This is a genomic window from Rubrimonas cliftonensis, from assembly GCF_900107585.1.
GTDB classification, from domain to species: Bacteria; Pseudomonadota; Alphaproteobacteria; order Rhodobacterales; family Rhodobacteraceae; genus Rubrimonas; species Rubrimonas cliftonensis.
In genome coordinates, this window is record NZ_FNQM01000002.1 from 468,333 (window position 1) to 491,670 (window position 23,338).

At 72.5% G+C, this 23,338-nt stretch carries 22 protein-coding genes and 1 pseudogene; 11 read left to right on the forward strand and 12 right to left on the reverse strand.

Translation table 11 applies throughout. The features are described 5' to 3' along the window. From BLW43_RS04855 to BLW43_RS04870, 4 genes are all read right to left on the reverse strand, one after another. Positions 1-648, reverse strand: coding sequence for a hypothetical protein (locus BLW43_RS04855; protein ID WP_093249466.1), 648 nt, complete (start codon positions 646-648; stop codon positions 1-3). Between the two features lie 111 nt (positions 649-759). Further along, positions 760-2,025, reverse strand: a complete 1,266-nt coding sequence (locus BLW43_RS04860) for an MFS transporter (protein WP_093249469.1) — start codon at positions 2,023-2,025, stop codon at positions 760-762. A gap of 90 nt (positions 2,026-2,115) precedes the next feature. Continuing rightward, on the reverse strand, positions 2,116-3,786 hold the full coding sequence (locus BLW43_RS04865) for a methyl-accepting chemotaxis protein (RefSeq protein WP_093249472.1): 1,671 nt from the start codon (positions 3,784-3,786) through the stop codon (positions 2,116-2,118). Beyond that, entirely contained in the window at positions 3,770-4,096 is a 327-nt protein-coding gene (locus BLW43_RS04870; RefSeq protein WP_245730921.1) for a hypothetical protein, read from the reverse strand. Before BLW43_RS04870 ends, BLW43_RS04865 begins: the two co-directional genes overlap by 17 nt. A gap of 170 nt (positions 4,097-4,266) precedes the next feature. Here BLW43_RS04870 and zapE point away from each other — a divergent pair, with 170 nt between their 5' ends. Further along, positions 4,267-5,376 carry a cell division protein ZapE gene (gene zapE / locus BLW43_RS04875; protein ID WP_093249475.1) on the forward strand — a complete coding sequence of 370 codons (1,110 nt, stop codon included), beginning with the start codon at positions 4,267-4,269 and terminating at the stop codon, positions 5,374-5,376. Between the two features lie 61 nt (positions 5,377-5,437). Here zapE and BLW43_RS04880 read toward each other — a convergent pair whose 3' ends face one another. Further along, on the reverse strand, positions 5,438-6,220 hold the full coding sequence (locus tag BLW43_RS04880; RefSeq protein WP_425441162.1) for a TetR family transcriptional regulator C-terminal domain-containing protein: 783 nt from the start codon (positions 6,218-6,220) through the stop codon (positions 5,438-5,440). A 129-nt stretch (positions 6,221-6,349) separates the two neighbouring features. On the opposite strand from BLW43_RS04880, the gene aptA reads away from it, so the two are divergent. Continuing rightward, positions 6,350-7,678: an omega-aminotransferase AptA gene (gene aptA / locus BLW43_RS04885; protein ID WP_093249479.1), complete on the forward strand. Its 1,329-nt coding sequence runs from the start codon at positions 6,350-6,352 to the stop codon at positions 7,676-7,678. Between the two features lie 48 nt (positions 7,679-7,726). Here aptA and BLW43_RS04890 read toward each other — a convergent pair whose 3' ends face one another. Continuing rightward, positions 7,727-7,990 carry a DUF7218 family protein gene (locus tag BLW43_RS04890; protein ID WP_093249483.1) on the reverse strand — a complete coding sequence of 88 codons (264 nt, stop codon included), beginning with the start codon at positions 7,988-7,990 and terminating at the stop codon, positions 7,727-7,729. A 129-nt stretch (positions 7,991-8,119) separates the two neighbouring features. On the opposite strand from BLW43_RS04890, the pseudogene BLW43_RS04895 reads away from it, so the two are divergent. The 3 genes and pseudogenes from BLW43_RS04895 to hydA form a co-directional block, all read left to right on the forward strand. Next, positions 8,120-8,353, forward strand: a pseudogene (locus BLW43_RS04895) (cupin domain-containing protein); the annotation flags it as partial. Between the two features lie 37 nt (positions 8,354-8,390). After that, positions 8,391-9,641 carry a Zn-dependent hydrolase gene (locus tag BLW43_RS04900; RefSeq protein ID WP_093249486.1) on the forward strand — a complete coding sequence of 417 codons (1,251 nt, stop codon included), beginning with the start codon at positions 8,391-8,393 and terminating at the stop codon, positions 9,639-9,641. Positions 9,642-9,743: 102 nt separating this feature from the next. Then, on the forward strand, positions 9,744-11,204 hold the full coding sequence (hydA, locus tag BLW43_RS04905; RefSeq protein WP_093249490.1) for a dihydropyrimidinase: 1,461 nt from the start codon (positions 9,744-9,746) through the stop codon (positions 11,202-11,204). A 46-nt stretch (positions 11,205-11,250) separates the two neighbouring features. On the opposite strand, the gene BLW43_RS04910 is transcribed toward hydA, so the two are convergent. Further along, positions 11,251-12,552: a type I glutamate--ammonia ligase gene (locus tag BLW43_RS04910; RefSeq protein ID WP_093249493.1), complete on the reverse strand. Its 1,302-nt coding sequence runs from the start codon at positions 12,550-12,552 to the stop codon at positions 11,251-11,253. Next, positions 12,549-13,394, reverse strand: coding sequence for a MurR/RpiR family transcriptional regulator (locus BLW43_RS04915; protein WP_093249496.1), 846 nt, complete (start codon positions 13,392-13,394; stop codon positions 12,549-12,551). The genes BLW43_RS04910 and BLW43_RS04915 overlap by 4 nt, the downstream gene beginning before the upstream one ends. Before the next feature lie 82 nt (positions 13,395-13,476). Here BLW43_RS04915 and BLW43_RS04920 point away from each other — a divergent pair, with 82 nt between their 5' ends. From BLW43_RS04920 to BLW43_RS04945, 6 genes are read left to right on the forward strand one after another with little or no spacing between them, the layout of a single operon-like run. Then, on the forward strand, positions 13,477-14,259 hold the full coding sequence (locus BLW43_RS04920) for an N-formylglutamate amidohydrolase (RefSeq protein WP_093249500.1): 783 nt from the start codon (positions 13,477-13,479) through the stop codon (positions 14,257-14,259). Then, on the forward strand, positions 14,256-14,906 hold the full coding sequence (locus BLW43_RS04925; RefSeq protein ID WP_093249505.1) for a cysteine hydrolase family protein: 651 nt from the start codon (positions 14,256-14,258) through the stop codon (positions 14,904-14,906). Before BLW43_RS04920 ends, BLW43_RS04925 begins: the two co-directional genes overlap by 4 nt. Next, positions 14,899-16,809 carry a branched-chain amino acid ABC transporter ATP-binding protein/permease gene (locus BLW43_RS04930; protein ID WP_093249510.1) on the forward strand — a complete coding sequence of 637 codons (1,911 nt, stop codon included), beginning with the start codon at positions 14,899-14,901 and terminating at the stop codon, positions 16,807-16,809. The genes BLW43_RS04925 and BLW43_RS04930 overlap by 8 nt, the downstream gene beginning before the upstream one ends. Then, positions 16,806-17,969, forward strand: coding sequence for an ABC transporter substrate-binding protein (locus tag BLW43_RS04935; RefSeq protein ID WP_093249514.1), 1,164 nt, complete (start codon positions 16,806-16,808; stop codon positions 17,967-17,969). Before BLW43_RS04930 ends, BLW43_RS04935 begins: the two co-directional genes overlap by 4 nt. Before the next feature lie 7 nt (positions 17,970-17,976). Next, positions 17,977-18,693: an ABC transporter ATP-binding protein gene (locus BLW43_RS04940; RefSeq protein ID WP_093249520.1), complete on the forward strand. Its 717-nt coding sequence runs from the start codon at positions 17,977-17,979 to the stop codon at positions 18,691-18,693. A 4-nt stretch (positions 18,694-18,697) separates the two neighbouring features. After that, the gene (locus BLW43_RS04945) at positions 18,698-19,585 is read left to right on the forward strand and encodes a branched-chain amino acid ABC transporter permease (RefSeq protein ID WP_093249526.1); all 888 of its coding nucleotides are present in this window, start codon (positions 18,698-18,700) and stop codon (positions 19,583-19,585) included. A 26-nt stretch (positions 19,586-19,611) separates the two neighbouring features. Here the strand turns inward: BLW43_RS04945 and BLW43_RS04950 are convergent, their stop codons facing one another. The 4 genes from BLW43_RS04950 to BLW43_RS04965 are packed head-to-tail and all read right to left on the reverse strand — an operon-like array spanning position 19,612 to position 23,313. Beyond that, a complete protein-coding gene (locus BLW43_RS04950) occupies positions 19,612-20,379 on the reverse strand; it encodes an HpcH/HpaI aldolase family protein (protein WP_093249531.1) in 768 nt (255 codons plus the stop codon). A gap of 3 nt (positions 20,380-20,382) precedes the next feature. After that, the gene (locus tag BLW43_RS04955) at positions 20,383-21,882 is read right to left on the reverse strand and encodes a tripartite tricarboxylate transporter permease (RefSeq protein WP_093249534.1); all 1,500 of its coding nucleotides are present in this window, start codon (positions 21,880-21,882) and stop codon (positions 20,383-20,385) included. After that, the gene (locus BLW43_RS04960; RefSeq protein ID WP_093249538.1) at positions 21,882-22,328 is read right to left on the reverse strand and encodes a tripartite tricarboxylate transporter TctB family protein; all 447 of its coding nucleotides are present in this window, start codon (positions 22,326-22,328) and stop codon (positions 21,882-21,884) included. Before BLW43_RS04960 ends, BLW43_RS04955 begins: the two co-directional genes overlap by 1 nt. 1 nt (position 22,329) lies before the next feature. Further along, positions 22,330-23,313 carry a tripartite tricarboxylate transporter substrate binding protein gene (locus BLW43_RS04965; protein ID WP_093249541.1) on the reverse strand — a complete coding sequence of 328 codons (984 nt, stop codon included), beginning with the start codon at positions 23,311-23,313 and terminating at the stop codon, positions 22,330-22,332. Between the last annotated feature and the right edge of the window lie 25 nt (positions 23,314-23,338).

The following is a 23,338-nucleotide window of genomic DNA, read 5'->3' on the forward strand; positions in this document are numbered from 1 at the left end:
TCACACCCCTTCGCGGCGAAAAGCGGCGGCGCGGTTCACGTCGGCGGCTTCGGTGGAGAGGCTGGCGACCGGGCCGTAGCCGGGCTCGCCGAGGCAGCCCTGCGTCGACGTGAGCGCGCGGGCGTAGCTCTCCGCGAACTGCTCCGGCGTCTCGCGGGCGTGGCGCGCGGCGAGGTCGGCCAGCGCGGCGCGGACCTTGAGCGCGCATTTCACGTCTCGCTGCGCCGAGCCGGGCGTGGCGTTGTAGTAGTAGTTGGTGTCGATCTGGTTGTGGACGATGTAGTTCTTGAACGCCGTCACCGGAATCGACTTCGGATATCGGAACGCCGAATACCAGAACAGGTTGAGGCCGTTGGGAATGCCGTCCGAGAAGGCGTCGATGTACTGGTCCCAGGTGCCGTTGAAGTTCGAGCAGAAGATCATGTAGTCGTAATTCAGGTTCTGCGGGCCGTTGCCGAGATCGGGCCACTGGTCGCGCTTCACGATGACCCAGCGGGCGAAGTGGATCAGCGAGAGGCCGAGCAACCCGCCCAGCGTGCCGGGCGCCCCGCGCGAGACCATGAAGAGCAGCCGGTTGATCCAAGTGCGCGAAGTCGGCGACGGCGTGATCACCGTCATCGCATAGGCCTTGCCGGCGATGTTGGACATCGGCTCTCCCTCGGGCTTGAGTCCGTCGAGGGGAAAGCCTGCGCTTCTGCAACCGCTTAGGGAAGGGGGACTTTAGGCGTCACGCATCAGGGAGCGCCGCCGGGGCCGGCTTCAGGCCGGCGCCGGCGCCCAGGCGCGGTCGCGGATCGGCAGGTGCGCGACCGCGGACATCACCCCCAGCGCGATCGCCAGCCACCAGACCGCCTCGTAGCCGCCATGGAGGTCGTAGAGCCGCCCGCCCATCCAGACGCCGGCGAAGGCGCCGACCTGATGGCTGAGGAACACGAAGCCGTAGAGCGTCGCCATCGCCGCCGGGCCGAACATGGTCGCCACGAGCCCCGCCGTCAGCGGCACGGTCGACAGCCACAGCACGCCGATCGACAGCGAGAAGACGATGACGCTGAGCGGCGTCGGCGGCAGCGCGATGAAGGCGAGGATCACCACCGCGCGCAGGGCGTAGATGCCCGACAGGATGTAGGGCTTGGGGTAGCGCGCCCCCAGCCGCCCCGCCAGCAGTGTGCCGGCGATGTTGGCGAGGCCGACGAGCGAGATCGTCGCCGCCCCCAGCGCCTCCGCCGAGACGCTGCGCCCCATCAGCGTGAAGGCCGAGCAGACCTCGGCGACATAGGCGGGGAAATGCGCGGTGATGAAGGCGACGTGGAAGCCGCAGACGAAGAAGCCCAGGCAAAGCAGCAGGTAGCTGGAATGCCCGAACGCGCGGCGCATCGCCGTGGCGAGCGGAACCGGCGCCGGGCCGCCCGGCTTCGGCGCCGGCGCCTTGAGGCGGGGAATGCACAGCGCCATCGGCGCCAGCAGCAGCGCCATGGCGAGGATCGCCTCGCGCCAGCCGAACTCGACCACCAGCCACTGCGCGATGAGCGGCATGAACACCTGCCCCGAGGCGCCCAGCGCCGAGACGAGGCCGAGCGCCTGGCTGCGGCGATGCTCCGGCGCCGCGCGCGCGACCACCGACAGCACCAGCCCGAAGGCCGTCCCCGAGACGCCGAGCCCCACCAGCAGCCCCGCGCCAAGATGCTGGCCGAGCGGCGTCGCCGCCATCCCCGAGATCACCATCCCCGCGACATAGCAGGCGAACCCGATCCAGAGCGCGCGGCGGTCGCCGTAGCGGTCGGCGATCATCCCGAACAGCGGCTGGGCGAGGCCCCAGACGAGGTTCTGCATCGCCAGCGAGAAGGCGAAGGTCTCTCGCGGCCAGCCGAGATCGGCCGACATGGGCTCCAGCACGAGGCCGAACATCGAGCGCGCCCCGAAGCTCAGCGCCAGGGCGACCGTCCCGGCGACCATGATGACCGTCAGGGCGCGGGCGTCGGCGTCGCTGCGCGGCGGCGCGCGGTTCTCGGCGGGAGAGTTCGTCATGCGGAGGCGCTCCGGGATCGCCCCGGATGGGGCGCGCGCGCGACTGTCCACCCCGCCGCGCCGCGCGTCAATTCGACCGTCGCCGGAGGGTCAGGCCGCCCGCGCGCCGCGCCTGTGGTCCGCCACGGTGAACGCGCCGGCGAGGTCGTCCAGCCCGTCGATGCGCAGCGCTAGCCCCTGCGCGGCGTCGGCGGCGGCGGCGGAGGCCGCGGCGTTGGACTGCACGGCGATGTCGATGCGGCCGATGGCGGTGCTGACCTCCGAGACGCCCTCGGCCTGCTCCCGGCCCGAGGCGGCGACATCGCCGACCGCCTCGATGAGGCCCGACATGGAGCTGGAGATCTCGCCCAGCGCCGCGCCGGTGTCCTGCACCATGCGCACGCCGTCGTTCACCGCCTCGGCGCTCTGGCGGATCAACTCGCCCACGCTGGCGGCGGCTTCGGTCGTGCGCTGGGAAAGCGTGCGGACCTCGGTGGCGACGACGGCGAAGCCGCGGCCGGCCTCGCCGGCGCGGGCGGCCTCGACGGCGGCGTTGAGCGCCAGCAGGTTGGTCTGGAAGGCGATGCCGTCGATGAGCCCGATGATCTCCTTGATCTTCTCGGAGCTCTCCTCGATCCGGCCGACCGCCGCCACCGCGCCTTTGGCGAGCGCCTCGCCTTTCTGGGTGCGGTCGGCGGCGCCGCGCGCCATGCCGTCGGCGCGCTCCAGCATCGTCGCGCTGGCGGAGATGCGGCTGGCGATCTCCTGCAGCGCGGCGGCGGTCTCCTCGACCGCGGCGGCCTGGCCCTCGACCTCGCCGGAGACGGAGCGGACGTCGCGGCTGATGCTCTCGGCGGCGTCGCGGGCCTCGGCCGCAGCCGCGGCGATGCCGCCGACCAGCCGGCTCAGCGCCTCCGCGCTCTGCTCCATGCGGCGCTCGCATTCGCCGAAGCGGCCCTGTCCGACGACGGCGCCGCCGCCGCGCAAGTCGCCCTCGGCGACGCGGCCGAGCCGCTCCTCCAGCCGGCCCAATGAGCTGTCGACCGCCGTGAACAGGCCGTTCAGGCCCGTCGCGAGCCGGTTCACCGCGTCGTCGGAGAATTTTGGCGCGATGCGCCCCGAGAAGTCGCCCCTGACGCCCTGCTCGACGACGCTGGCGAACTCCGCCTCCAGCATCGCGAAGGTCGCCTCGCGCTCGCGCTCGGCGGCCTCCTCCATGGCGACCGTCTCCGCCTGCGCCGCGACAGCCGCGCGGGTGCGCTCATGGGCCTCCGCCGTCAGCTTCTGGCGGTGGATCACCATGGCGATCAGGGCGCCCGCCTCCACCAGCAGCACCACGGCGTGAACCAGGGTGCGCCCGGTGTCGGCGCCGCCAGGATAGATGAGCGCCGGCAGGCCGAAGTTGAGGGCGAGGTGGTGCACGGCGACGAGCCCGGTGGCGGCGACGAGGGCGGGGACGTTGACCAGCGCAGTGAGCGCGGCCAGCATCGCAAAGAAATACATGTGCGCATCGACCTGCCACGCATGGCCGGAGAGCGCGCCGACGGCGATCGCCGGCTGCGCCATCAGGCTCAGCGCCAGCGGCACGCGCCCCATCGCGCCGGCGCGGCTGGCGAGCATCCCGCCGGCCGCGACCCCGGCGGAAAGGCCCGCCGCGAGCGCGACGCTCGTGCCGGCAAGCGCCGCGCAGCTCGCGACGACCGGCACGTGCAGCCATGCCGCGAGGCCGAACAGCCTCGCAACGGGCGCGGCCTCGTCGGCGGCGCTAACGGTTCCCGTCATCTGTCTCAACTCCACAAAGTTCCGCCACGACCAGCCCGTTGGCGGCGAAGGCGCCGGCCGCGCGCAGACGCGGCGCGAAGTCGGGCGATCCGAACACGGCGAGCGTCGCCAGGGGCGCTTCGCGCAGGGCGATGATCCGCCCGCCCGCGGCTTCGGCGGCCGCAGCCGCGTCCAGCCAGGGCGGCGCGATCACGAGGACCGGGCCGCCGACGGGGCCGAGCGGCGCGGAAAGCGCGAGCGCCGCCGGGCCGACGACCACCGTCGCCAGCGTGAAGCCGATCGATGCGCACGCCGCCCGAATTCCGTTCACCGGTTCCCTCCGACTCACGACCCGACTTGTCGACTGAGGCGATTAAGGCCGCGTGAAATGGAAAACTTTCGCCGATGGCGAGCGTTCGCCGCCGCGCCGCTTGCCCATCCCGGCGGGCCGGTGATTGAGTGCCGCGGCGGCGGCGGGCCGTCTGGAGGAGGGGGAGGCCGATGGCGGACGGGCCGATGAGCCGCTACCGCGCGCGGGTCGCTGAAGGGGGCCTCGTCGCCGATCCGGCGCAGGCGCTGGCGGTGGAGAAGCTGCAGCTCCTGCACCAGCGCCTCGACGGCTACACGCCCGCCCGGCCGCGGCGGGTGGCGCGCGGGCTGCTGGGCTTCGGGCGCAAGGCCGCCAAGCCCGACGCGCCGCTGGCGGGGCTCTACCTCTACGGCGGCGTGGGGCGCGGCAAGTCCATGCTGATGGACATGTTTTTCGAGGGCGCGCCGGTGCGCCGCAAGCGCCGCGTGCACTTCCACGGCTTCATGCAGGAGATCCAGGCCGGCATCCACGCCGCGCGCATGTCGGGCGTGGACGACCCGCTGCCGCCGGTCTGCGACGAGATCGCGGAGGGCGCGCTGCTGCTGTGCTTCGACGAGTTCCAGGTGGAGGACATCGCCGACGCGATGATCCTCGGGCGGCTGTTCCAGGGGCTGTTCCAGCGCGGGCTCGTGGTGGTGGCGACGTCGAACCGCCACCCGGACGAGCTCTACAGGAACGGCCTGAACCGCCAGAGCTTCCTGCCCTTCATCGCGCTGCTCAAGGAGCGTCTCGACATCCACGCGCTGGAGGGGCCGACCGACCACCGGCGGCGGGCGCTCGGCGCGCGGGACGTCTATGTGACGCCGCTCGGTCCCGAGGCCGATGCGGCGATCGAGGCGGCCTGGTCGGCGCTGACCCAGGGCGCGCGCGAGGCGCCGCTGGACCTGCGGGTGCAGGGCCGCTCGGTGCGGCTGCGGCGCGTGGCGGCGGGCGCGGCGCGCGCCGACTTCGCCGAGCTCTGCGGCGCGGCGCTGGGCCCGGCTGACTATCTCGCCATCGCGAACGCCGTCAGCGCGCTGGTGCTGGAGAACGTGCCCTGCTTCGACCGGCGCAACGCGACCGAGGCGAAGCGCTTCGTGACGCTGGTGGACGCGCTGTATGAGGCGCGCGTGCGGCTGATCTGCTCCGCCGCCGCGCCGCCCGACCTGCTGCACGGAGAGGGCGACGTCGCCTTCGCCTTCGCCCGCACCGCCTCGCGCCTGATCGAGATGCAGGGCGAGGGCTGGCCGCCAGCCTCCTGAGCCGGCGCAGGCGCGCCGCTTCGGCGGCGTCCGACGCCCCGCACCGCCTGGGCGCATCGGCTCAGCGCCGCGGGCGCAGGCCGTCGATGAACAGGGCGTCGAGCGTCCCGGCGGCGTCATCGATGCAGACGTCGAGACCGTCGCCGAGCACGGCTCGCACCTGGGCGTCGAAATCGGCGTAGTGCTGGGTGACGGCCCAGATCGCGAAGATCAGGTGGCGCGGATCGACCGGCGCCAGCCGCCCCGCCGCGATCCAGTCGGCGATCACGGCGGCCTTCTCGTCCACCAGCGCGCGCAGCGGGCCGGAGAGCGCCGGGCCGATGCGCGGGGCGCCGGCGATCACCTCATGGGCGAAGATGCGGCTCTCGCGCAGGAAGTCGCGCGCCATGCCGAGCTTGCGGCGCAGGTAGCCGCGCAGTTCCGCGATGGGGTCTCCCGCGGGGTCGAGCGCGCGCAGCGGCTCCAGCCACGTCGCCAGCAGGCTCTCCATCAGCGCCAGGTGGATCGCCTCCTTGCTCTCGAAGTAATAGATCAGGTTGGGCTTGGACATGCCGGCGCCCTCGGCGATCCGGTCGATCGTGGCGCCGTGGAAGCCGTTGGCGGCGAACGCCTCCAGCGCGGCCTCCATGATCCGGGCGCGGTTGCGCGCCTGCGTGGCGGTGCGGCGGCCCGCCGAGGCTGCGCGGGTCCGCGCGGCGCGGGGGCCGCCGGCGTCGCCCGGCGCGTCGGCCGACGTTTCGGGCGAGAGCCCGTCGGCCGCCGTCTCTGGCGGGCGCCTGTCGGCCGCCGGGGCGTCGGCGCCCCATGCGGCGGCGCCGCGTGGCGCATTTCCGGGCGTGGGCATCGCGCTCCCCTTCTCCGGCGCCGCCCGCCTTGACCGACGCCCGCGCTCTGATAGCGTTTTGCGCACCTTCCGGAAAAGCCCGCGAGGGTTCTGACCGTCTCGCCACGCCGCTCAGGGGAGCCAGGCCTCATGTCGGACCGCCGCGCCGCCGCGCCCAACGATCTGCGCGCCTTCTGGATGCCCTTCACGGCGAACCGCCAGTTCAAGGCGGCGCCGCGGATGCTCGTGGCCGCCGAGGGGATGCATTACACCGCCGCGGACGGCCGCAGGATCCTCGACGGGACCGCGGGCCTCTGGTGCGTCAACGCGGGCCACAAGCGCCCGCTCATCGTGAAGGCGATCCAGAACCAGATCGAGGAGCTCGACTACGCGCCCGCCTTCCAGATGGGCCACCCCAAGGCGTTCGAACTGGCCAACCGGCTGGCCGACCTCGCGCCCGAGGGCCTCGACCATGTGATGTTCACCAACTCCGGCTCGGAGGCCGTCGAGACCGCCCTCAAGACGGCCATCGCCTATCACCGCGCGCGGGGCGAGGGCGCCCGGTTCCGCCTGATCGGGCGTGAGCGCGGCTATCACGGGGTGAATTTCGGCGGCATCTCGGTGGGCGGCATCGTCTCCAACCGCAAGATGTTCGGCACGCTGCTGACCGGCGTCGACCACATGCGCGACACCCATCTGCCGGAGAAGAACGCCTTCTCATGGGGGCAGCCCGAGCATGGCGCGGAGCTGGCGGACGACCTGCTGCGCATCGCCAAGCTGCACGACCCGTCCACCATCGCCGCGGTGATCGTGGAGCCGATGTCGGGCTCGACCGGCGTGCTGCTGCCGCCGATCGGCTACCTCCAGCGCCTGCGCCAGATCTGCGACGAGCACGGCATCCTGCTGATCTTCGACGAGGTCATCACCGGCTTCGGCCGCGTGGGCGAGCCCTTCGGGTCGCAGCGCTTCGGCGTGACGCCCGACATGATCGTGTGCGCCAAGGGGCTGACCAACGGCATCATCCCGATGGGCGCCGTCATCGTGTCCCCGAAGATCCACGACGCCTTCATGACCGGGCCCGAGCACCTGATCGAGTTCTTCCACGGCTACACCTACTCGGGCAACCCGATGGCCGCCGCGGCCGGCCTCGCCACGCTGGAGACCTACAAGCAGGAGGGCCTGCTCACCCGCGCCCGCGAGCTGGAGCGGTACTGGGGCGACGCGCTGCATGCCCTGCGCGGGCTGCCGCACGTCATCGACATCCGCAATCTCGGCCTGATCGGCGCCGTGGAGCTGGAGCCGATCCCCGGCCACCCGACCAAGCGCGCCTTCGCCGCCTTCCTGAAGGCTTTCGAGAAGGGCCTGCTGATCCGCACCACCGGCGACATCATCGCGCTCTCGCCGCCGCTCATCATCGAGAAGCCGCAGATCGACGAGCTGATCGGCGGGCTGGCGGACGTGCTGAAGACGCTGGAATGAAGTGCGCCGCCCCCGCCGCAGCGGTCGCGCCGCGGCGGGCGGCTGCCGTCAGCGCGCCCGCAGCGCCGCGATCAGTTCGGCCTTGTCCATGGCCGAGCGCCCCTCGACGCCGAAGTCGCGGGCGCGCCTCGACAGTTCGTCCACCGTCCACTCCTCGTAGGGCGGGGTTTCCCCACCCTTCCGCGACCGGCGCCGCTCGTCGTTGGCGCGCGCGTTGGCTATGCGCGCCGCCTTCTCCTTGCCTGCGCCTTCCCTGCGCAGCGCCTCGTAGGTCTCGTCGTCCTTGATGTGGGGTCCGTGGTCCCTGGTCATGCCTTCGCCTCCGTCGTGTCTCCTCCGGGCAACGCGCCCGCGCCTCGAACCGATCCGCCGCCGGCCCGGCCGCGCCGCGCCTCGAAAGGGAGCTTTCGCATGACCCGACCGCAGGCCGTGCCGACCCAGATGGTCGACGACGCGCGCGTGCGCGTCACCCGGTGGGACTTCGAGCCCGGCGCCGAGACCGGCTGGCACCGTCACGAGATGGACTACGTCATCACCCCCGTCACCGACTGCGCCATGCTGCTGGTCGAGCCCGGCGGAGCGGAGCGGCGCGTCGACATCCCCGCCGGTCAGTCCTACCGCCGCGACTGCGGGGTGGAGCACAACGTGATCAACGCCGGCGCGGCGCCGATGGCCTTCGTCGAAGTGGAACTGAAGTCAACGGAGAGAGCGGATGGCCGCCCCCGGCGAGAACCTGAAGATCGACGGCGCCCGGCTCTGGGACAGCCTCATGGAGATGGCGAAGATCGGCCCCGGTGTGGCGGGGGGCTGCAACCGCCAGACCCTCACCGACGCGGACGCCGAGGGCCGCGCGCTGTTCCAACGCTGGTGCGAGGCCGAAGGGCTCGTGATGGGCGTCGACGAGCTCGGCACGATGTTCATGCGCCGCGAGGGCGCCGACCCGGAGCTCGACCCGGTCTATGTCGGCTCGCATCTCGACACCCAGCCGACGGGCGGGAAGTATGACGGCGTGCTCGGCGTGCTCGGCGGGCTGGAGATCGTGCGCACGCTGAACGCCCTCGGCATCCGCACCCGCCGGCCCATCGTCGTGACCAACTGGACCAACGAGGAGGGCGCGCGCTTCGCCCCCGCGATGCTCGCCTCGGGCGTCTTCGCCGGCGTCATCGAGCAGGGCTGGGCGGAGGACCGCACCGACGCGAAGGGCCTGCGCTTCGGCGACGAGGTGGCGCGCATCGGCTGGAAGGGCGACGAGACGGTCGGCGCGCGAAAGATGCACAGCTTCTTCGAGCTGCACATCGAGCAGGGGCCGATCCTGGAGGCCGAGGGCGCCGAGATCGGCGTCGTCACCCACGGGCAGGGCCTGCGCTGGATTCAATGCACAGTTACCGGCAGGGCGAGCCACACCGGCTCCACGCCCATGGCGATGCGCCGCAACGCCGGGCGCGGCATGGCGCAGATCATCGAGCTGGTCCACGAGATCGCGATGAAGAACCAGCCCGACGCTGTGGGCGCCGTCGGCCACGCGGAGGTGTTCCCGAACTCGCGCAACATCATCCCCGAAAGGGCGGTGTTCACGGTGGACCTCCGCAGCCACCGGCTCGACGTGCTGGAGGAGATGGTCGCCGAACTGCTGGAGCGCGCCCCGAAGCTGTGCGAAGCGCTCGGCGTGCGCTTCGAGCACGAGATGGCCGGCCAGTTCGATCCGCCGGCCTTCGACGAGACCTGCGTCGGCATGATCCGCGCCGCCACTGAGCGGCTCGGCTACTCGCACCGCGACATCGTCAGCGGCGCCGGCCACGACGCCTGCTGGATCAACCGCGTCGCGCCCACCGCGATGGTGATGGTCCCCTGCGTCGGCGGCCTCAGCCACAACGAGGCCGAGGAGATCACGCCCGAATGGGCCGAGAAGGGAACCAACGTGCTGCTGCATGCGGTGATTGAGGCGGCGGAGGTGGTGGCGTGAGACGGCCGGCGCTCTCCCGCGCTGACCCGGCCCTGCGCGGGGCCCTCGACGGACGGCGCGGCGGCGCAGCGACCTGCGACCAGTTGTGACAGGAGAGACCCCATGGCGAAGGTGATCAAGGGCGGGACGATCGTCGCCGCCGACCGCACATACAAGGCGGACGTGCTGATCGAGGGCGAGAAGATCGCCGAGATCGGCGAGGGGCTTAAGGCCGAGGAGACTATCGACGCCGAGGGGTGCTACGTCATCCCCGGCGGCATCGACCCCCATGTGCACATGGAGATGCCGTTCATGGGGACGTTCTCGGCGGAGAACTTCCATTCCGGCACCATGGCGGCGGCCTCCGGCGGCACCACCACGATCATCGACTTCTGCATCCCCGCGCCCGACGGCTCGATGCTGGAGGCCTGGGACCAGTGGGTGGCGAAAAGCCATGACCGCGCGGTGGTGGACTACGCCTGGCACATGTGCGTCACGGGGTGGTCGGAGCGCATCTTCGACGAGATGCAGGAGGTCGTGAAGCGGGGGGTGAACACCTTCAAGCACTTCATGGCCTACAAGGGCGCGCTGATGGTGGACGACGACGAGATGTTCGCCTCGTTCAGCCGCTGCGCCCAGCTTGGCGCCCTGCCGCTGGTCCACGCCGAGAACGGCGACATCGTCGCCGCGCTCCAGCAGAAGCTGATGGCGGAGGGCAACAACGGCCCCGAGGCGCACGCCTATTCCCGGCCGCCGGAGGTGGAGGGCGAGGCCGCGAACCGCGCCATCATGATCGCCGACGCCGCCGGCTGCCCGGTCTACATCGTCCATGTGTCCTGCGAGCAGGCGCATGAGGCGATCCGGCGCGCGCGCCAGAAGGGCCAGCGCGTCTATGGCGAGCCGCTGGCGCAGCACCTGATCCTCGATGAGAGCGAATACCAGAACAAGAGCTGGGACCATGCCGCCCAGCGCGTGATGTCGCCGCCGTTCCGCTCCAAGGCGCATCAGGACGGGCTGTGGGCGGGGCTCGCCGCCGGTTCGCTGCAGGTGGTGGCGACGGATCATTGCGCCTTCACCACCGAGCAGAAGCGCATGGGGATGGGCGACTTCACGAAAATCCCCAACGGCACGGCGGGGCTGGAGGACCGGCTCTCGGTGCTCTGGACCTACGGGGTTGAGCCGGGGCGGATCACCATGGAGGAGTTCGTCGCCGTGACCTCCACCAACATCGCGCGCATCCTCAACCTCTACCCGCGCAAGGGCGCGATCATGGTCGGCGCCGACGCCGACATCTGCGTGTGGGATCCGAAGGCGGCAAAGACGATCTCGGCGGCGACGCAGAAATCCATCATCGACTACAACGTGTTCGAGGGCGTGAAGGTGTCGGCCACGGCGCGCTGCACGCTCTCGCGCGGCGAGGTGGTGTGGTCGGCCGGCGCCAACGCCCAGCCGGCGCCCGGCCGCGGCCGCTTCGTCAAGCGCGAGCCCTTCACGCCGGTCTCGACGTCGCTGGCGAAGTGGAAGGAGCTGACGGCGCCGCGCAAGGTGATCCGGGACATCGCCAACATGCCCGCCGGCGTCTGACGCGCCCGCGCGGGCGAGGGCTGCGGGGCGGACGGGCCCCGCGGCCTCAGTACACGGCCTCGTAGGCGCGGCAGCGCGCGGCGACGTCCATCTGCGCGACATGGGCCAGTTCGGCTGTCTTGTGGGCGCGGTAGGTCGGCGCGAAGATCGGCGGGAACCATGCGGCGACGTGCGGATCCTCGGCCATCCGGTCGAGCGCGGCCTGAAGGCTCTGCGGCAGTCGCACGAAACCGCGCGCCGCCAGCGCCTCGGGCGACAGCAGCGACAGGTCCTCCTCGGTCGGCGCCGGCGCGGCGAGCGCCTCCTCGACGCCCTGCGTCCCGGCGTGGACGATCGCCGCCAGCGCAAGATAGGGGGAGGCGGCGGCGTCGGCAGCGCGATACTCGATGTTGAACTGGCGCGCCACCGCGTCGGGGTCGCGCGAGGTCGTCGGGCAGACGCGCAGCGACGCCTCGCGGTCGCGGAACCCCAGATTGTTGTACGCCGCCGACCACCGGTGCGGCGTCAGACGCAGGCAGGAGATCGCCGAGGGCGCCGTCAGCGCGATGATCGCGTCGAGATGGCGCAGCACCCCCGCGGCGAAGGAGGCCGTCAGCGCCGACATCCCGGACGGGCCGGCCGGGTCGTGGGTCGCCGGCGCGCCGTTGTCGTCGACGAAGCTCATGTGGATGTGGACGCCGTTGCCGACGCTGGCGGGGTCGCGGATCGGGGTGAAGGTGACGCGCTGCCCGAGGCTGCGCGCCGTCGAGCGCGCGAGTTCGCGCACCATCACGGCGGCGTCGGCGGCGCGGACGCCCTCCTCCGGGCCGATCGTGACCTCGTACTGGTCGACGCCGTACTCCTTCATGATCGTGTCGGGGCGCAGGCCCGCCGCCTCGATCTGCGCGGTAAGCGTCTCGCAGAAGGCCCGGCGCGCCTCGAAGCCGCCGCGGGCGTAGCTCTCGCCCACCGCCCCCGCGCCGTCGAGGAACTGGAACTCGTGCTCGAAGGCGGCGACGAGGCGCACGCCGGCGGCGCGATGCAGCCGCGCCAGCGCCGCCTTCAGAAGCGACCGGGAGCAGAGCTCCCATGGCGCCCCCTCCAGCGTGAGGATGTCGCCGAGCATGAAGCGCTCGGAGCGGTCGCCGAACTCGGCCGGCGCGTGGGCGGCGCGGTCGGGCACCAGCAGCAGGTCGCCGAGCGCGCCGAAGCGCGTCTCCGCGATCACGTCGAAGCAGGTGATCTGGACGTTGGTCGGCGTCCAGCCGACGCCGCGCGCGAGCCGTTTCTCGAGGTCGGCGGCGGGGAAGGCCTTGCCCCGGACCTTGCCCGCCAGATCGCAGGTCGCGGCGAAGATCAGCGGCGTCATGGCCTCGTCTCCCGTTCGGTCGGTCGCGCGGCGTCCCACGCCCCGATGCGGGCGCGCGTGTGCTCCCAGTCGTCCTCGGCGACCGCGGTGGCCAGCGCCTCGACCACGGCGAGCGCGGCGCAGTAGCTGTCCCACAGCGCGCCGTTCTCGATCGGCGCGGCGAGCACCTCGGCGGCGTGGCGGTTGGCGGGCGAGAGCCAGCGGTCCGTCAGCAGGACGACGAGGGCGCGGCGCGCGGCGGCCTGCTCGGCGAGGCGGGCCAGCGCCGGCTGGTAGCGCCGGAAGTCCACGAGGAAGAACACGTCGCCCGGCCGCATCCGCAGCAGGTGATCCGGCCACGCCTCGGGGTCGCGGGGCAGGTGATGGACCCCCTCGCGCGCCTGGCGCAGATGAAAGGAGAGGTGCGTCGCGATGGCGTCGCTGATGCGCCCGCCGAGCACGAAGACCGCGCGCCGCCGGTCCCCCAGCAGCTCGCGCACGCGGCGGAACTGCGCCTCCGTGATCGCGCCGCGCGCCGACCGCATCTGCGCCGCCGCGCGGTCGATGAACTCGCCGAGGAAATCGTTCTCGATCCGCCGCCCCTTCGCCCGGATCTCCACCGGAGAGCGCTCGCCCTCGCGCAGCTCCGACAGAAGGCGGCGCTGGAGCTCGGGGTAGCCGCACAGGCCGATCTTGGCGACGAAACGCGAGATCGAGGGGGCGGATACCTCCGAGCGGTCGGCGAGCTCCTGAATCGACAGAAGGCCGGCATATGGGTAATCTGAGAGCAGCGAAGTGGCGAGCTTTCGCTCCGCCGGCGTCATGGCGCCCGAATTCTGCTCAATCATCTCGCGGACTGTCATCGCGACGATCTTGGCGGGCGATTTGTTTCAGTCAACGAGAAATGCGTTGACACTGAAAAATTCCTTTCCCTAGCGTAGTGTCATGGCAGCCTTGGATGACGCTCCAGCCCAGCACCGCCTGCTTGCGCCCGGCGACCCGGCGCCGGTGGAGGTCGTGAACGCGGCGAGCGCGGCGCCGGTCCTTCTGCTCTGCGAGCACGCCGGGCGCGCGGTTCCGGCGGCGCTGGCGGGGCTGGGGGTGTCGGGGGCGGTGCTGTCGAGCCATCGCGGGTGGGACATCGGCGCCGAGGCGGTGGCGCGCGGCGTCGCCGCGAAGCTTGGCGCGCCGCTGGTGATCCAGCGCTACAGCCGGCTGGTGATCGACGCGAACCGGCCGCCGGGCTCTGCCCAGTCGATCCTCGAGACCAGCGACGGCGAAGCGGTCCCGGGCAATCGCGGGTTGAGCGAGGCGGCGCGCAGGGCGCGCGTCGCGGAGATCTTCGAACCCATGGACCGCGCCATCGTCGCCGCGTTCGAGCGCGCGCCGCGCCGGGCGGCGTTCTCGATCCACTCGTTCACGCCGACGCTGGGCGGCGCGGCGCGGCCCTGGCGCGCGGGGTTCCTCAGCCGACGGGACGTCGCGACGGCGCAGGCGCTGATGGCGGCGGTGCGCGCCGCGCTACCGGGTCTGACCCTCGCGCTCAACGAACCCTACCGGATCGAGGACGAGACCGACTGGTTCATCCCCGCCCACGCCGAGCCCCGCGGCCTCGCCCATGCGCTGATCGAAATCCGCAACGACCAGATCGACGACGCGGCGGGCGCGGCGCTCTGGGTCGACCTGCTCGCCGACGCCATCTCCGCCGTGTTGAGGATCGACCGATGACGCTGACCCGCGACGTCCCCCTTGTTCCGGCGCAGAGCGCGCTGCTGTTCGTCGACGTCCAGAACTTCTCCGCCCATCGCGAGGGCGGGGAGTTCCGCGACCTCGCGCCGGAGGATCTGGAGGCGCGCTACGGCTGGTTCTTCGCCGAGCTGGAGGGCCGGGTGATCCCGAACATGCAGGCGGCGCAGGCCGCCTGCCGCGCCGCCGGCGTCGAGGTGATGTACACGACCATCGAGAGCCTGACGCTGGACGGCCGCGACCGCTCGCTCGACTACAAGATCACCGGCTTCCATGTGCCCAAGGGCTCGTGGGACGGCAGGGTGCTCGACGCCATCGCGCCGCAGGGCGACGAGATCGTGCTGCCCAAGAGCTCGTCCTCGGTCTTCATCTCCACCCACATCGACTATGTGCTGCGCAACCTCGGCGTGCGGCAGCTGGTGATCTGCGGCCTCGTCACGGATCAGTGCGTCGAGAGCGCCATCCGCGACGCCTGCGACCTCGGCTATCTCGTCACGGAAGTGACGGACGCCTGCCTCACCTACGCCGAGGCCCGCCACGCCGCGAGCCTGAGCGCCATCCGCGGCTATTGCCGGCAGGTCACGACCGCCGAATTCGTGGCCGAGCTGGCGGAGGCCGGCGGTGGCTGAGGGCGCCGCCGCCGCGACCGGATTTCCCGACCGCGGCGCCGCCCCGCTGGCGAGCCTGCCGGGGCGTGTGCGGGCGTCGAACGCGGCGCGCACCGCTGTCTGCCTCGCGCTGGCGCTGGCGGCGGCGGCGGCCCTGACGCTGCTGTTCGGCCGCTACGGCGAGCGCATCGCCGTGCAGATGTGCGTGAACGTGGCGGCGGTCGTCGCGCTCGGCGCGTTCTGCGGCAACACCGGGATCGTTTCGTTCGGGCACGGCGCGTTCATGCTGATCGGCGCCTATCTCTCCGGGCTGCTGACCATGCCCGCGGCGCTGCAGCGCACGGCGCTGCCGGAGCTGCCGGCGCTGCTGGCGGGGTGGGAGCTGAGCGTGTGGGCGGCGGCGCCGGCGGTGGCGCTGGCGGGGCTGGCCTTCGCGGCGGCGAGCGGCGGCGCCATCGCGCGGCTGGCGGGCGCCTCGGCGACCATCGCCACGCTGGGGCTGCTCATCATAGTGCACGGGGTGGCGCTCGGCGCGCGGGAGGTGACGCGCGGCAGCCAGACCTTCTTCGGCGTGCCGCGCGCCACCGATCTCGCCGTCGCGCTGGGCGCGGCGCTGCTTTTCATCGTGGTCGCGCGCGCCTTCCGAGAGAGCCGCTGGGGCCTGTTCGCCCGCGCCGCGCGCGACGACGCGGCGGCGGCGGAGGCGCTCGGCGTCGACCCGCGGCGCACGCGCTTCGTCGCGTGGTGCGTGTCGGGGACGATGGCGACGCTGGCCGGCGCGCTCTACGGGCACATGCTCGGCGCCTTCTCGCCGGCCTCGTTCTTCCTGCCGCTCGTGTTCGCCCAGGTCGCCATGATGATCGTGGGCGGCATGACGACGGTCAGCGGCGCGGTCGCAGGCGTGCTCGTGGCGACGCTGCTGCAGGACGCCGTGCGTCAGGCGGAGGGCGGCTTCACGCTGCTCGGCGTGGACGTGCCGGCGGTGTTCGGCCTGACGACGGTGGCGCTGGGGCTCGCGATCCTGCTGGTCATCTGGCGGCGGCCGCGCGGGCTGACGGGCGGGCGCGAACTGGGGCCCGGGCCGGGCGCGCGTCTCTTCGCCGGGCTCGCCGCCAGCGTCGAGCCCGCGCCGCCGCCGGCGCGCGCCGTGGCGGCGGCGCTCGAGGCGCAGGGGCTCTCGCGCAGCTTCGAGGGCGTCGCCGCCGTGGCGGATGTCGGCTTCTCCGCGCCGACGGGCGCCGTCACCGGGCTGATCGGCCCCAACGGCGCCGGCAAGACGACGCTCGTGAACCTGCTGACCCGCGCCTATGACGCCGACGCAGGCGCGGCGCGGTTCGGCGGCGCGGATCTGCTCGCCGCGCCGCGCACCGGCGTCGCGCGGCTCGGCGTGGCGCGCACCTTCCAGAACCTGCGCCTGTTCGGCGGCCTCACCGTCTTCGAGAACGTGCTGACGGCCGCGCTCGCCGCCGGACGGCCACGCGCGCGCGCCGAGGCGATCGCGCTGCGCGAACTGGCTGCCTTCGACCTAGGCGCGCTGGCCGACATCCGCGCCGAGGCGCTGCCCTATGGCGCGCGCAAGCGGCTGGAGATCGCTCGGTGCCTGGCGCAGGAGCCGGCGATGATCCTGCTCGACGAGCCCGCCGCCGGCATGAACCCCGCCGAGACCGACGACCTCGCCGCGCGCCTGACGCGGGTGCAGGCCGAGCGCGGCGTCGGCCTGCTGCTGATCGACCACGACCTGCGCTTCGTGAACCGGCTGTCCTCGCGCATCGTCGTGATGAACCGCGGCCGGGTGATCGCCGAGGGCGCGCCGGAGACGGTGCGCGCCGATCCGGCGGTCGTCGAGGCCTATATCGGGCGCGGGCGGACCGCGTCACACGCGAAACTTCACACCCCGGATCAGACGGAAGGAGAGACGACATGAAGACGTCCATCATGGCGCTGGCGGCGGCCGGCGCTCTCGCCGGCGCTCTGGCCGCCGGCGCCGCGGTCGCGCAGGAGGAATACGTCGTCGGCGTGATGTCGGCGCAGTCGGGCTACCTCGCCCCCTACGACATGCCGGCCTATGCCGGCTTCAGGTTCTGCGTCGATGAGATCAACGCCAAGGGCGGCCTCAACGGCGCGCTGCCGGTGCGGCTGATCGTGAAGGACACCCGCTCCGACATCGCCGAGAGCGTCAAGGTCGTGCAGGAGATGCTCGACGACGGGGCGCAGTTCATCGTGTCGTCGGCCGACGCCGACCCCACCATCGCCGCGGCGCAGATCACAGCCGCCGACGGCGTGCCGACGATGACCTTCGCGGGCACCGCCCCGGTGCTGACGCAGGTCGGCCCCCATGTCTTCGGCAGCTATCCGGCCGACAACCAGCAGGCCGCGGTGCTGGCCGATTACGCCCATGCGGAGGGTCTGCGCAGCGTCTGGCTCGTGAAGTCGCCCGACAGCGCCTACACGCTCGGCGGGCCGGAGTACTTCGGCGAGGCGTTCGAGGCGCTGGGCGGCGCGGTGCTCGGCACGTCGCTCTACTCGCTGAACCAGCCGGACTTCTCCGCCATCGTGACCACGATCAAGGCGGCCGACCCGCAGCCCGACGTGATCGTGACCTGGGCCTGGGAGCCGGACTTCCCCGCCTTCATCAAGGCGCTGCGCGGCGCCGGCGTCGAGACGAAGGTGATGGGCGGCGACGTGCTGGACACGCCGACGGTGCGCGGCCTCGGCCCGGTTGTGGACGGCGTCGTCCACACTTCCGGCGGCTTTCCGCAGGAGGGCTCGGCCTACGCCGACTTCATCGACCGCTTCGAGGCCGCCACCGGCGTCGTCCCCGACAACAACTACTACGTCAACGGCTGCGACATCGCCGGGATGATCGAGCAGGCCGTCGCCGCCGCCGGCTCGACCGATCCGCAGGCCGTGACGGCGGCGATGGCGGAGATCGAGGACGGCGAGGGCGTGATGTCCGACTTCACGTTCAAGGGCACCGACCGGATGCCGCTGCGCGAGGTCGTGGTGGCGCGGATCACCGGCGACGGCGGCAAGGAGTTCGTCAAGCGGGCGATGGCCGACCCCGCGACACTGCCGCAGCCCTGAGCGGCCGATGAGCGTCGCGGCTCTGGAAGTCAGGGGACTTGAAGTGCGCTACGGCCCGGTCAGGGCCGTGCGCGGCGTCGATCTCGACGTCGCCCCCGGCGGCGTCACCGCGCTGCTCGGCGCCAACGGCGCCGGCAAGACCACGACGCTGATGGCCGCAGCCGGCGCGCGGCGGTTCGCCGCCGGCTCGGTCACGATCTTCGGGCGGGACATGACCGGCGCCGACCCCGAGGCGGTGGTGCGCGCCGGCGTCGCCATCTCGCCGGAGGGCCGCCGCGTGTTCGCCTCGCTCTCGGTGGAGGAGAACCTCACGGTCGCCGGCGCCGTGGTCCCCGACCGGGCGCTGGCGCGCGGGCGGCGGGCGGAGATGATGGAGCGCTTCCCGATCCTCGGGGAGCGCCGCCGGCAGCTCGCGGGGCTGCTCTCGGGCGGCGAGCAGCAGATGCTCGCCGTCGCGCGGGCGCTGATGAGCGGGCCGCGGCTGCTGTTGCTCGACGAGCCCTCGCTCGGGCTCGCGCCCAGGATGGTCGACCGCATCTTCGAGATCGTCGAGGCGCTGCGGGCGGAGGGCATCGCCGTGCTGCTCGTGGAGCAGAACGCCGCGCTGGCGCTGGAGGTGGCCGACAGGGCGGTGGTGCTGGCCAACGGCGCCGTGGCCGCGGCCGGGACGCCGGCGGAGATCGCCGACGACGCGCTGCTGCGCAGCGCCTATCTGGCGGCCTGAGACGATGGAGACGCTGGTCCAGCAGGTCGTCAACGCCGTGAGCCTCGGCGGCGTCTACGCCATGCTCGCGCTCGGCCTCGCGATCGTCTTCTCGATCGTGCGCCTGATCAACTTCGCCCATGGCGAGGTGATGACCTTCGGCGGCTACGGCGTGTTCCTGGCGCTCGCCTTCGGCGCCCCGCCGCTGGCCGCGCTCGCGACGGGCGTCGGCGCCGCGGTGGCGATGGCGCTGGCGCTGGAGCGCGCGGCCTTCCGCGCCATGCGCGGGGCGGACGTGGTGACGCTGCTGATCACCAGCTTCGCCGTCTCGGAGATCCTCAAGGTTCTGTTCCAGAACGGCATTTCTGCGCGCCCCGTGCCGATCTCGCTGCCGCAGTCATGGTCGGGAACCTGGCGGCTCGGCGAGCTGACCATCGGCGTGGCGCCGACGGTCTCGATCTTCGTGACGCTCGCGGCCTTCGCGGGGTTGACCCTCATACTGCGGCGCACGACCGTCGGCGTCGCCATGCGCGCCGCCGCGGAGGATCTCGAGATGCTTCAGCTGCTGGGCGTCAGGGCCAACCGCGTGGTGGCGACGGCCTTCGCGCTCTCCGGCCTGCTGGCCGGGGTGGCGGCGGTGATCTGGACGGCGCAGCGCGGTTCGGTGGACCCGATGATGGGCTTCTTCCCGGTGCTCAAGGCGTTCATCGCCACGGTGCTCGGGGGGCTAGGCAGTCTCGGCGGGGCGGTTCTGGGCGGCTTCGCGGTCGGCTTTCTGGAGGTGATGGCGCAGGCGTTCCTGCCGCCGGCGCTGGCGCCCTACCGCGACGCCGTGGTGCTGGCCGCGGTGATCGCGGCGCTGCTGGCCCGGCCCGACGGCCTGCTGCCGGCCCGGCGGGGGGAGCGCTCCTGAGCCGCGCCGCCGCCGGGGCCGGGGCCTCAGCCCATCTCCCGGTCGCGCTCCGCGGCGGCGGCGCGGGCGGCGGCGGTGAGCAGGGAGATGTCGTTGGGGCCGAGGATGAGGCGATAGCCGAGCTTCTCCAGCGCCTTCCATCCGCGCTCCTGCCCGGTGATGGTGCCGATCAGCTTGCCCTGCGCACGCGCCGCCGCCTCGATCCGGCCGAGCTGCGCCAGCACGTCGGCGTGGTCGAGCCGCTCCAGCAGGCCGATGGAGCCGGCGAGATCATTGGGGCCGACGAAGCCCATGTCGACGCCCGGCGTCGCCATGATCGCCTCGAAGTCCGCCACGGCGGAGACATGCTCGATCTGCGCCATCAGGAACAGGTCGTCATGGGCGTTGGCGCGATAGTCGGCCACCGCGCCGAAGCCCGACGCGCGCACGATGGGCGCCGCGTAGCCGCGCCGGCCGAGCGGCGGATAAAGGCAGGCGGTCGCGACCTGACGCGCCGTCGCCGCGTCGTTGACCATCGGCACCATGATCGAGCGCGCGCCGCGGTCGAGCGCGCGCTTCAGCGTGGCGTCGTCGCCCGAGGGCACGCGCAGGATCGCCTCGCCGCCGGCGCCCTCGACGGCGCGGATCAGGCCCGTCGCCGCCTCGACGCCGGCGCAGCCGTGCTCGCAGTCGACCACGATCACGTCCCACCCGGCGCGCACCATGGCCTCGGCGACCTCGGGCGAGCCGAACTCCAGCCATGCGCCGCACACCGTCTCGCCCGCGGTCAGCCGCGCCTTCAGCCTGTTGGCCATTCGTCACCCCCTCGATGGCCGCCGCCGCGCGAGCGTCTCGCGTCCCGCGCGCAGCAGCAGGAAAGCCCAGAGCGCGAGCGTCGCCGCGCCCAGTATCAGCGACGGCGTCCGCTCGAAGAAGTCGGCGAAGTCGCCGCGCGCCTTGAGCATCGACACCATGAAGTTGTCCTCCACCACTCGGCCGAGCACCAGCCCCAGGATCGCCGGCGCGATCGGGATGCGCGCGCGCTCCATCGCGAAGCCCAGGGCCCCGAGCGCGAGGATGATCCAGAGCGCGGTGGTGGAGTTGGTGATCGCGTAGCCGCCCACCAGCGACAGCATCAGCACCACCGGCATCAGCACCGGCCGAGGCGCGCGCAGCAGCCATGTCGCGGCGAGGATCGCGAGCGTCCCCGAGACCAGCATCAGCACGTTGGCCAAGGCGAAGGAGGCGAAGAGCGCGTGCACGAGGTCGGCGTCGGTCGTGAAGATCTGCGGTCCCGGCGTCAGCCCCTTCAAGAGCAGCACGCCGATGGCGATGGCGGTGACGCTGTCGCCGGGAATGCCGAACACCAGCGCCGGCGTCCAGGCGCCGGCGACGGCGGCGTTGTTGGCGGCGCCGCCCTCGACCACGCCGCCCATGGCGCCGCGGCCATAGTCCTCGGGGTTGCGGGCGGTCTTGCGCGAGATGGCGTAGGCGATCCACGCCGCGATGTCGGCGCCTGCGCCCGGCAGCGCGCCGATAACCGTGCCGAGCCCGCCTGAGCGCAGCACGCGCGCCCAGCGCCCGCGCACCTCGCGCCAGGCGGCGGCGACGGCGGCGCCGGCCGGCTCCACCGTGAATTTCGGCATGCGCGAGGGGAACGGGTCGGCGGCGTTGCGCAGCAGCTCCGACATCGCGAACATGCCGATCATGGCGGGGATGAAGCTGATCCCGTCCAGCAGCTCCACCTGTCCGAAGGTTAAGCGCGGGTGGCCCACGGCGACGTCGATGCCGACGCTGGCGATCAGGAGCCCGATGAAGAGGCTCGCGAAGTTGCGCGACACCGAGGCGCCGCCGACGAACACGGCGCAGGTCAGCCCCAGGCAGGCGAGCCAGAAGCTCTCGTAGCTGGAGAACCGCGCCGAGAGCCGCGCGAGCTCCGGCGCCGCCGTCGCCAGCAGCGCCACGCCGATCAGCCCGCCAAGGCTCGCCGTGATCAGCGAGACGAAGAGCACGGTGCGCGGCCTGCCGGCGCGGGCGAGCGAGTGACTGTCGTCGACATAGGCGGCGGAGGCCGGCGTTCCGGGGATCTTCAGCAGCGCGCCGGAGATGTCGCCGGCGAAGATCGCCGTGGTGGTGGTGGCGACGATGGCGCTGACCGCCGCCAGCGGCTCCATGAAATAGGTGAAGGGCACCAGCAGGGCGACGGCCATGGTCGCCGTCAGGCCCGGCATCGCGCCGACGAAGGCGCCGTAGAGCGTGCACAGGAACACGACGAGCAGGATCTCGGGCGTCAGGATGGCGCCGATCACGCCCTCCATCACCAGGCCGCCGGCGTGAGAAGACCCCAGGGCAGCGGCACCCGCAGCAGGCTGTAGAAGATGAAGTGCAGCGCCAGGGGCGCCGCCGCCGCCATCGCCGCGCATGTGGCCCAGCCGCCGCCGAACAGCCGCGACGCGACGAGCGCGACGGCGGCGAAGGTCAGGTGGAAGCCGAGCCAAGGCAGCGCCAGCGCCGCCCCCGCCACTGTCGCGAGCAGCCCGACGGCCTTCGCGGGAACGCTGTCGCCGCGGCTCGCCGCCGGCGCCCGCGCGCCTTCGGCGCCGATCAGGCCGCCGCAGACGATCAGGCCGCCGGCCGCGATGGTGGGAAAGAGGTCGGGGCCATAGTCCATGCCGCCGAGCTTCGGAAAGCCCTGCGCGCGCCAGACCACGGCGAGGCCGAGGGCGACCAGCGCCGCCCCCGTCCACGCATCGCCGCGGTTCACCCTACTTGGCCAGGCCGACGGCCTCGATGACCTTGCCGAGCGCCTCGTCGGACCGCGCCATGTAGGCGGCGAGGTCGGCGCGCGACATCGACACGACCTCGGAGCCGCGGCTCGCCTTGAACGCCGCCCATTCGGGCGTCGCGACGATGTCGGCGATCGCGGCCTCATAGCTGCAGGCGATCTCGTCGGACATGCCGGCGGGGCCGGAGGCGGTGATGTAGGCCGCCAGCGTCCAGCCGCTCGGCAGCGCCTTCGCGGTCAGCGGCACGTCGGGCAGCGCGGCCATTGGCTGGTCGTGCATGTAGGCCAGCGCGCGCAGCTCGCCGCTCTCGATCATCGCCTTGCCTTCGGAGAGCGCCGGCGTCGCGATGTCGACGCCGCCGGCGATCAGCTCCTGCATCGCGGGCGCCGCGCCCTGCGAGGGGATCCAGCGGATCGCGTCGGGCGCCAGCCCCTCGGCGTTCAGCATCCCCGCAAGCGCGAGATGCCAGATGCCGCCCTGCGAGGTGCCGGAGGCCGTCAGCTCGCCGGGGTTGGCCTTGGCGAAGGCGAGCAGCGCGTCGAGGCTCTCGAACCGGCTGTCCTTCTTCACCAGCACGGAGGACGGCACGATGTCGACCAGCGCCAGCGGCGTGACGCTCTCAAAGGTCATGTCCGTCAGGCCGACATGGTGCATCGTGTTGATCTCGACCGTGACGGCGCCGATCGTGTAGCCGTCCGGCTCGGCGTTCGCGATGGCGCTGTGGCCGGTCACGCCGTTGCCGCCGGTGCGGTTGACCACGTTGAAGGGCACGCCCCAGGCCTGTTCGAGCATGCTCGCGAGCATCCGGGAGTTGGCGTCGGTGCCGCCGCCGGCGCCCCAGGGCACGACATAGGTGACGGCGCGTTCGGGCTTCCAGTCGCAGGCGGCCATCGCGAGCGGCGCCGCGAACAGCGCAGGCGCCGCCACGGCGGCGAGCAGGGAGAGACGGGTCGTGCGGGTCATGGGACTTCCTCCGGATCGGCGCGCG

Bases quoted from the DNA above. Each gene is read 5' to 3' on its own strand.
- BLW43_RS04855 (WP_093249466.1), bottom strand. From the start codon at position 648: ATGTCCAACATCGCCGGCAAGGCCTATGCGATGACGGTGATCACGCCG.
- BLW43_RS04860 (WP_093249469.1), bottom strand. From the start codon at position 2,025: ATGACGAACTCTCCCGCCGAGAACCGCGCGCCGCCGCGCAGCGACGCC.
- BLW43_RS04865 (WP_093249472.1), bottom strand. From the start codon at position 3,786: ATGACGGGAACCGTTAGCGCCGCCGACGAGGCCGCGCCCGTTGCGAGG.
- zapE (WP_093249475.1), top strand. From the start codon at position 4,267: ATGGCGGACGGGCCGATGAGCCGCTACCGCGCGCGGGTCGCTGAAGGG.
- BLW43_RS04880 (WP_425441162.1), bottom strand. From the start codon at position 6,220: ATGCCCACGCCCGGAAATGCGCCACGCGGCGCCGCCGCATGGGGCGCC.
- aptA (WP_093249479.1), top strand. From the start codon at position 6,350: ATGTCGGACCGCCGCGCCGCCGCGCCCAACGATCTGCGCGCCTTCTGG.
- BLW43_RS04890 (WP_093249483.1), bottom strand. From the start codon at position 7,990: ATGACCAGGGACCACGGACCCCACATCAAGGACGACGAGACCTACGAG.
- BLW43_RS04900 (WP_093249486.1), top strand. From the start codon at position 8,391: ATGGCCGCCCCCGGCGAGAACCTGAAGATCGACGGCGCCCGGCTCTGG.
- hydA (WP_093249490.1), top strand. From the start codon at position 9,744: ATGGCGAAGGTGATCAAGGGCGGGACGATCGTCGCCGCCGACCGCACA.
- BLW43_RS04910 (WP_093249493.1), bottom strand. From the start codon at position 12,552: ATGACGCCGCTGATCTTCGCCGCGACCTGCGATCTGGCGGGCAAGGTC.
- BLW43_RS04915 (WP_093249496.1), bottom strand. From the start codon at position 13,394: ATGACAGTCCGCGAGATGATTGAGCAGAATTCGGGCGCCATGACGCCG.
- BLW43_RS04920 (WP_093249500.1), top strand. From the start codon at position 13,477: ATGGCAGCCTTGGATGACGCTCCAGCCCAGCACCGCCTGCTTGCGCCC.
- BLW43_RS04925 (WP_093249505.1), top strand. From the start codon at position 14,256: ATGACGCTGACCCGCGACGTCCCCCTTGTTCCGGCGCAGAGCGCGCTG.
- BLW43_RS04935 (WP_093249514.1), top strand. From the start codon at position 16,806: ATGAAGACGTCCATCATGGCGCTGGCGGCGGCCGGCGCTCTCGCCGGC.
- BLW43_RS04940 (WP_093249520.1), top strand. From the start codon at position 17,977: ATGAGCGTCGCGGCTCTGGAAGTCAGGGGACTTGAAGTGCGCTACGGC.
- BLW43_RS04945 (WP_093249526.1), top strand. From the start codon at position 18,698: ATGGAGACGCTGGTCCAGCAGGTCGTCAACGCCGTGAGCCTCGGCGGC.
- BLW43_RS04950 (WP_093249531.1), bottom strand. From the start codon at position 20,379: ATGGCCAACAGGCTGAAGGCGCGGCTGACCGCGGGCGAGACGGTGTGC.
- BLW43_RS04955 (WP_093249534.1), bottom strand. From the start codon at position 21,882: ATGGAGGGCGTGATCGGCGCCATCCTGACGCCCGAGATCCTGCTCGTC.
- BLW43_RS04965 (WP_093249541.1), bottom strand. From the start codon at position 23,313: ATGACCCGCACGACCCGTCTCTCCCTGCTCGCCGCCGTGGCGGCGCCT.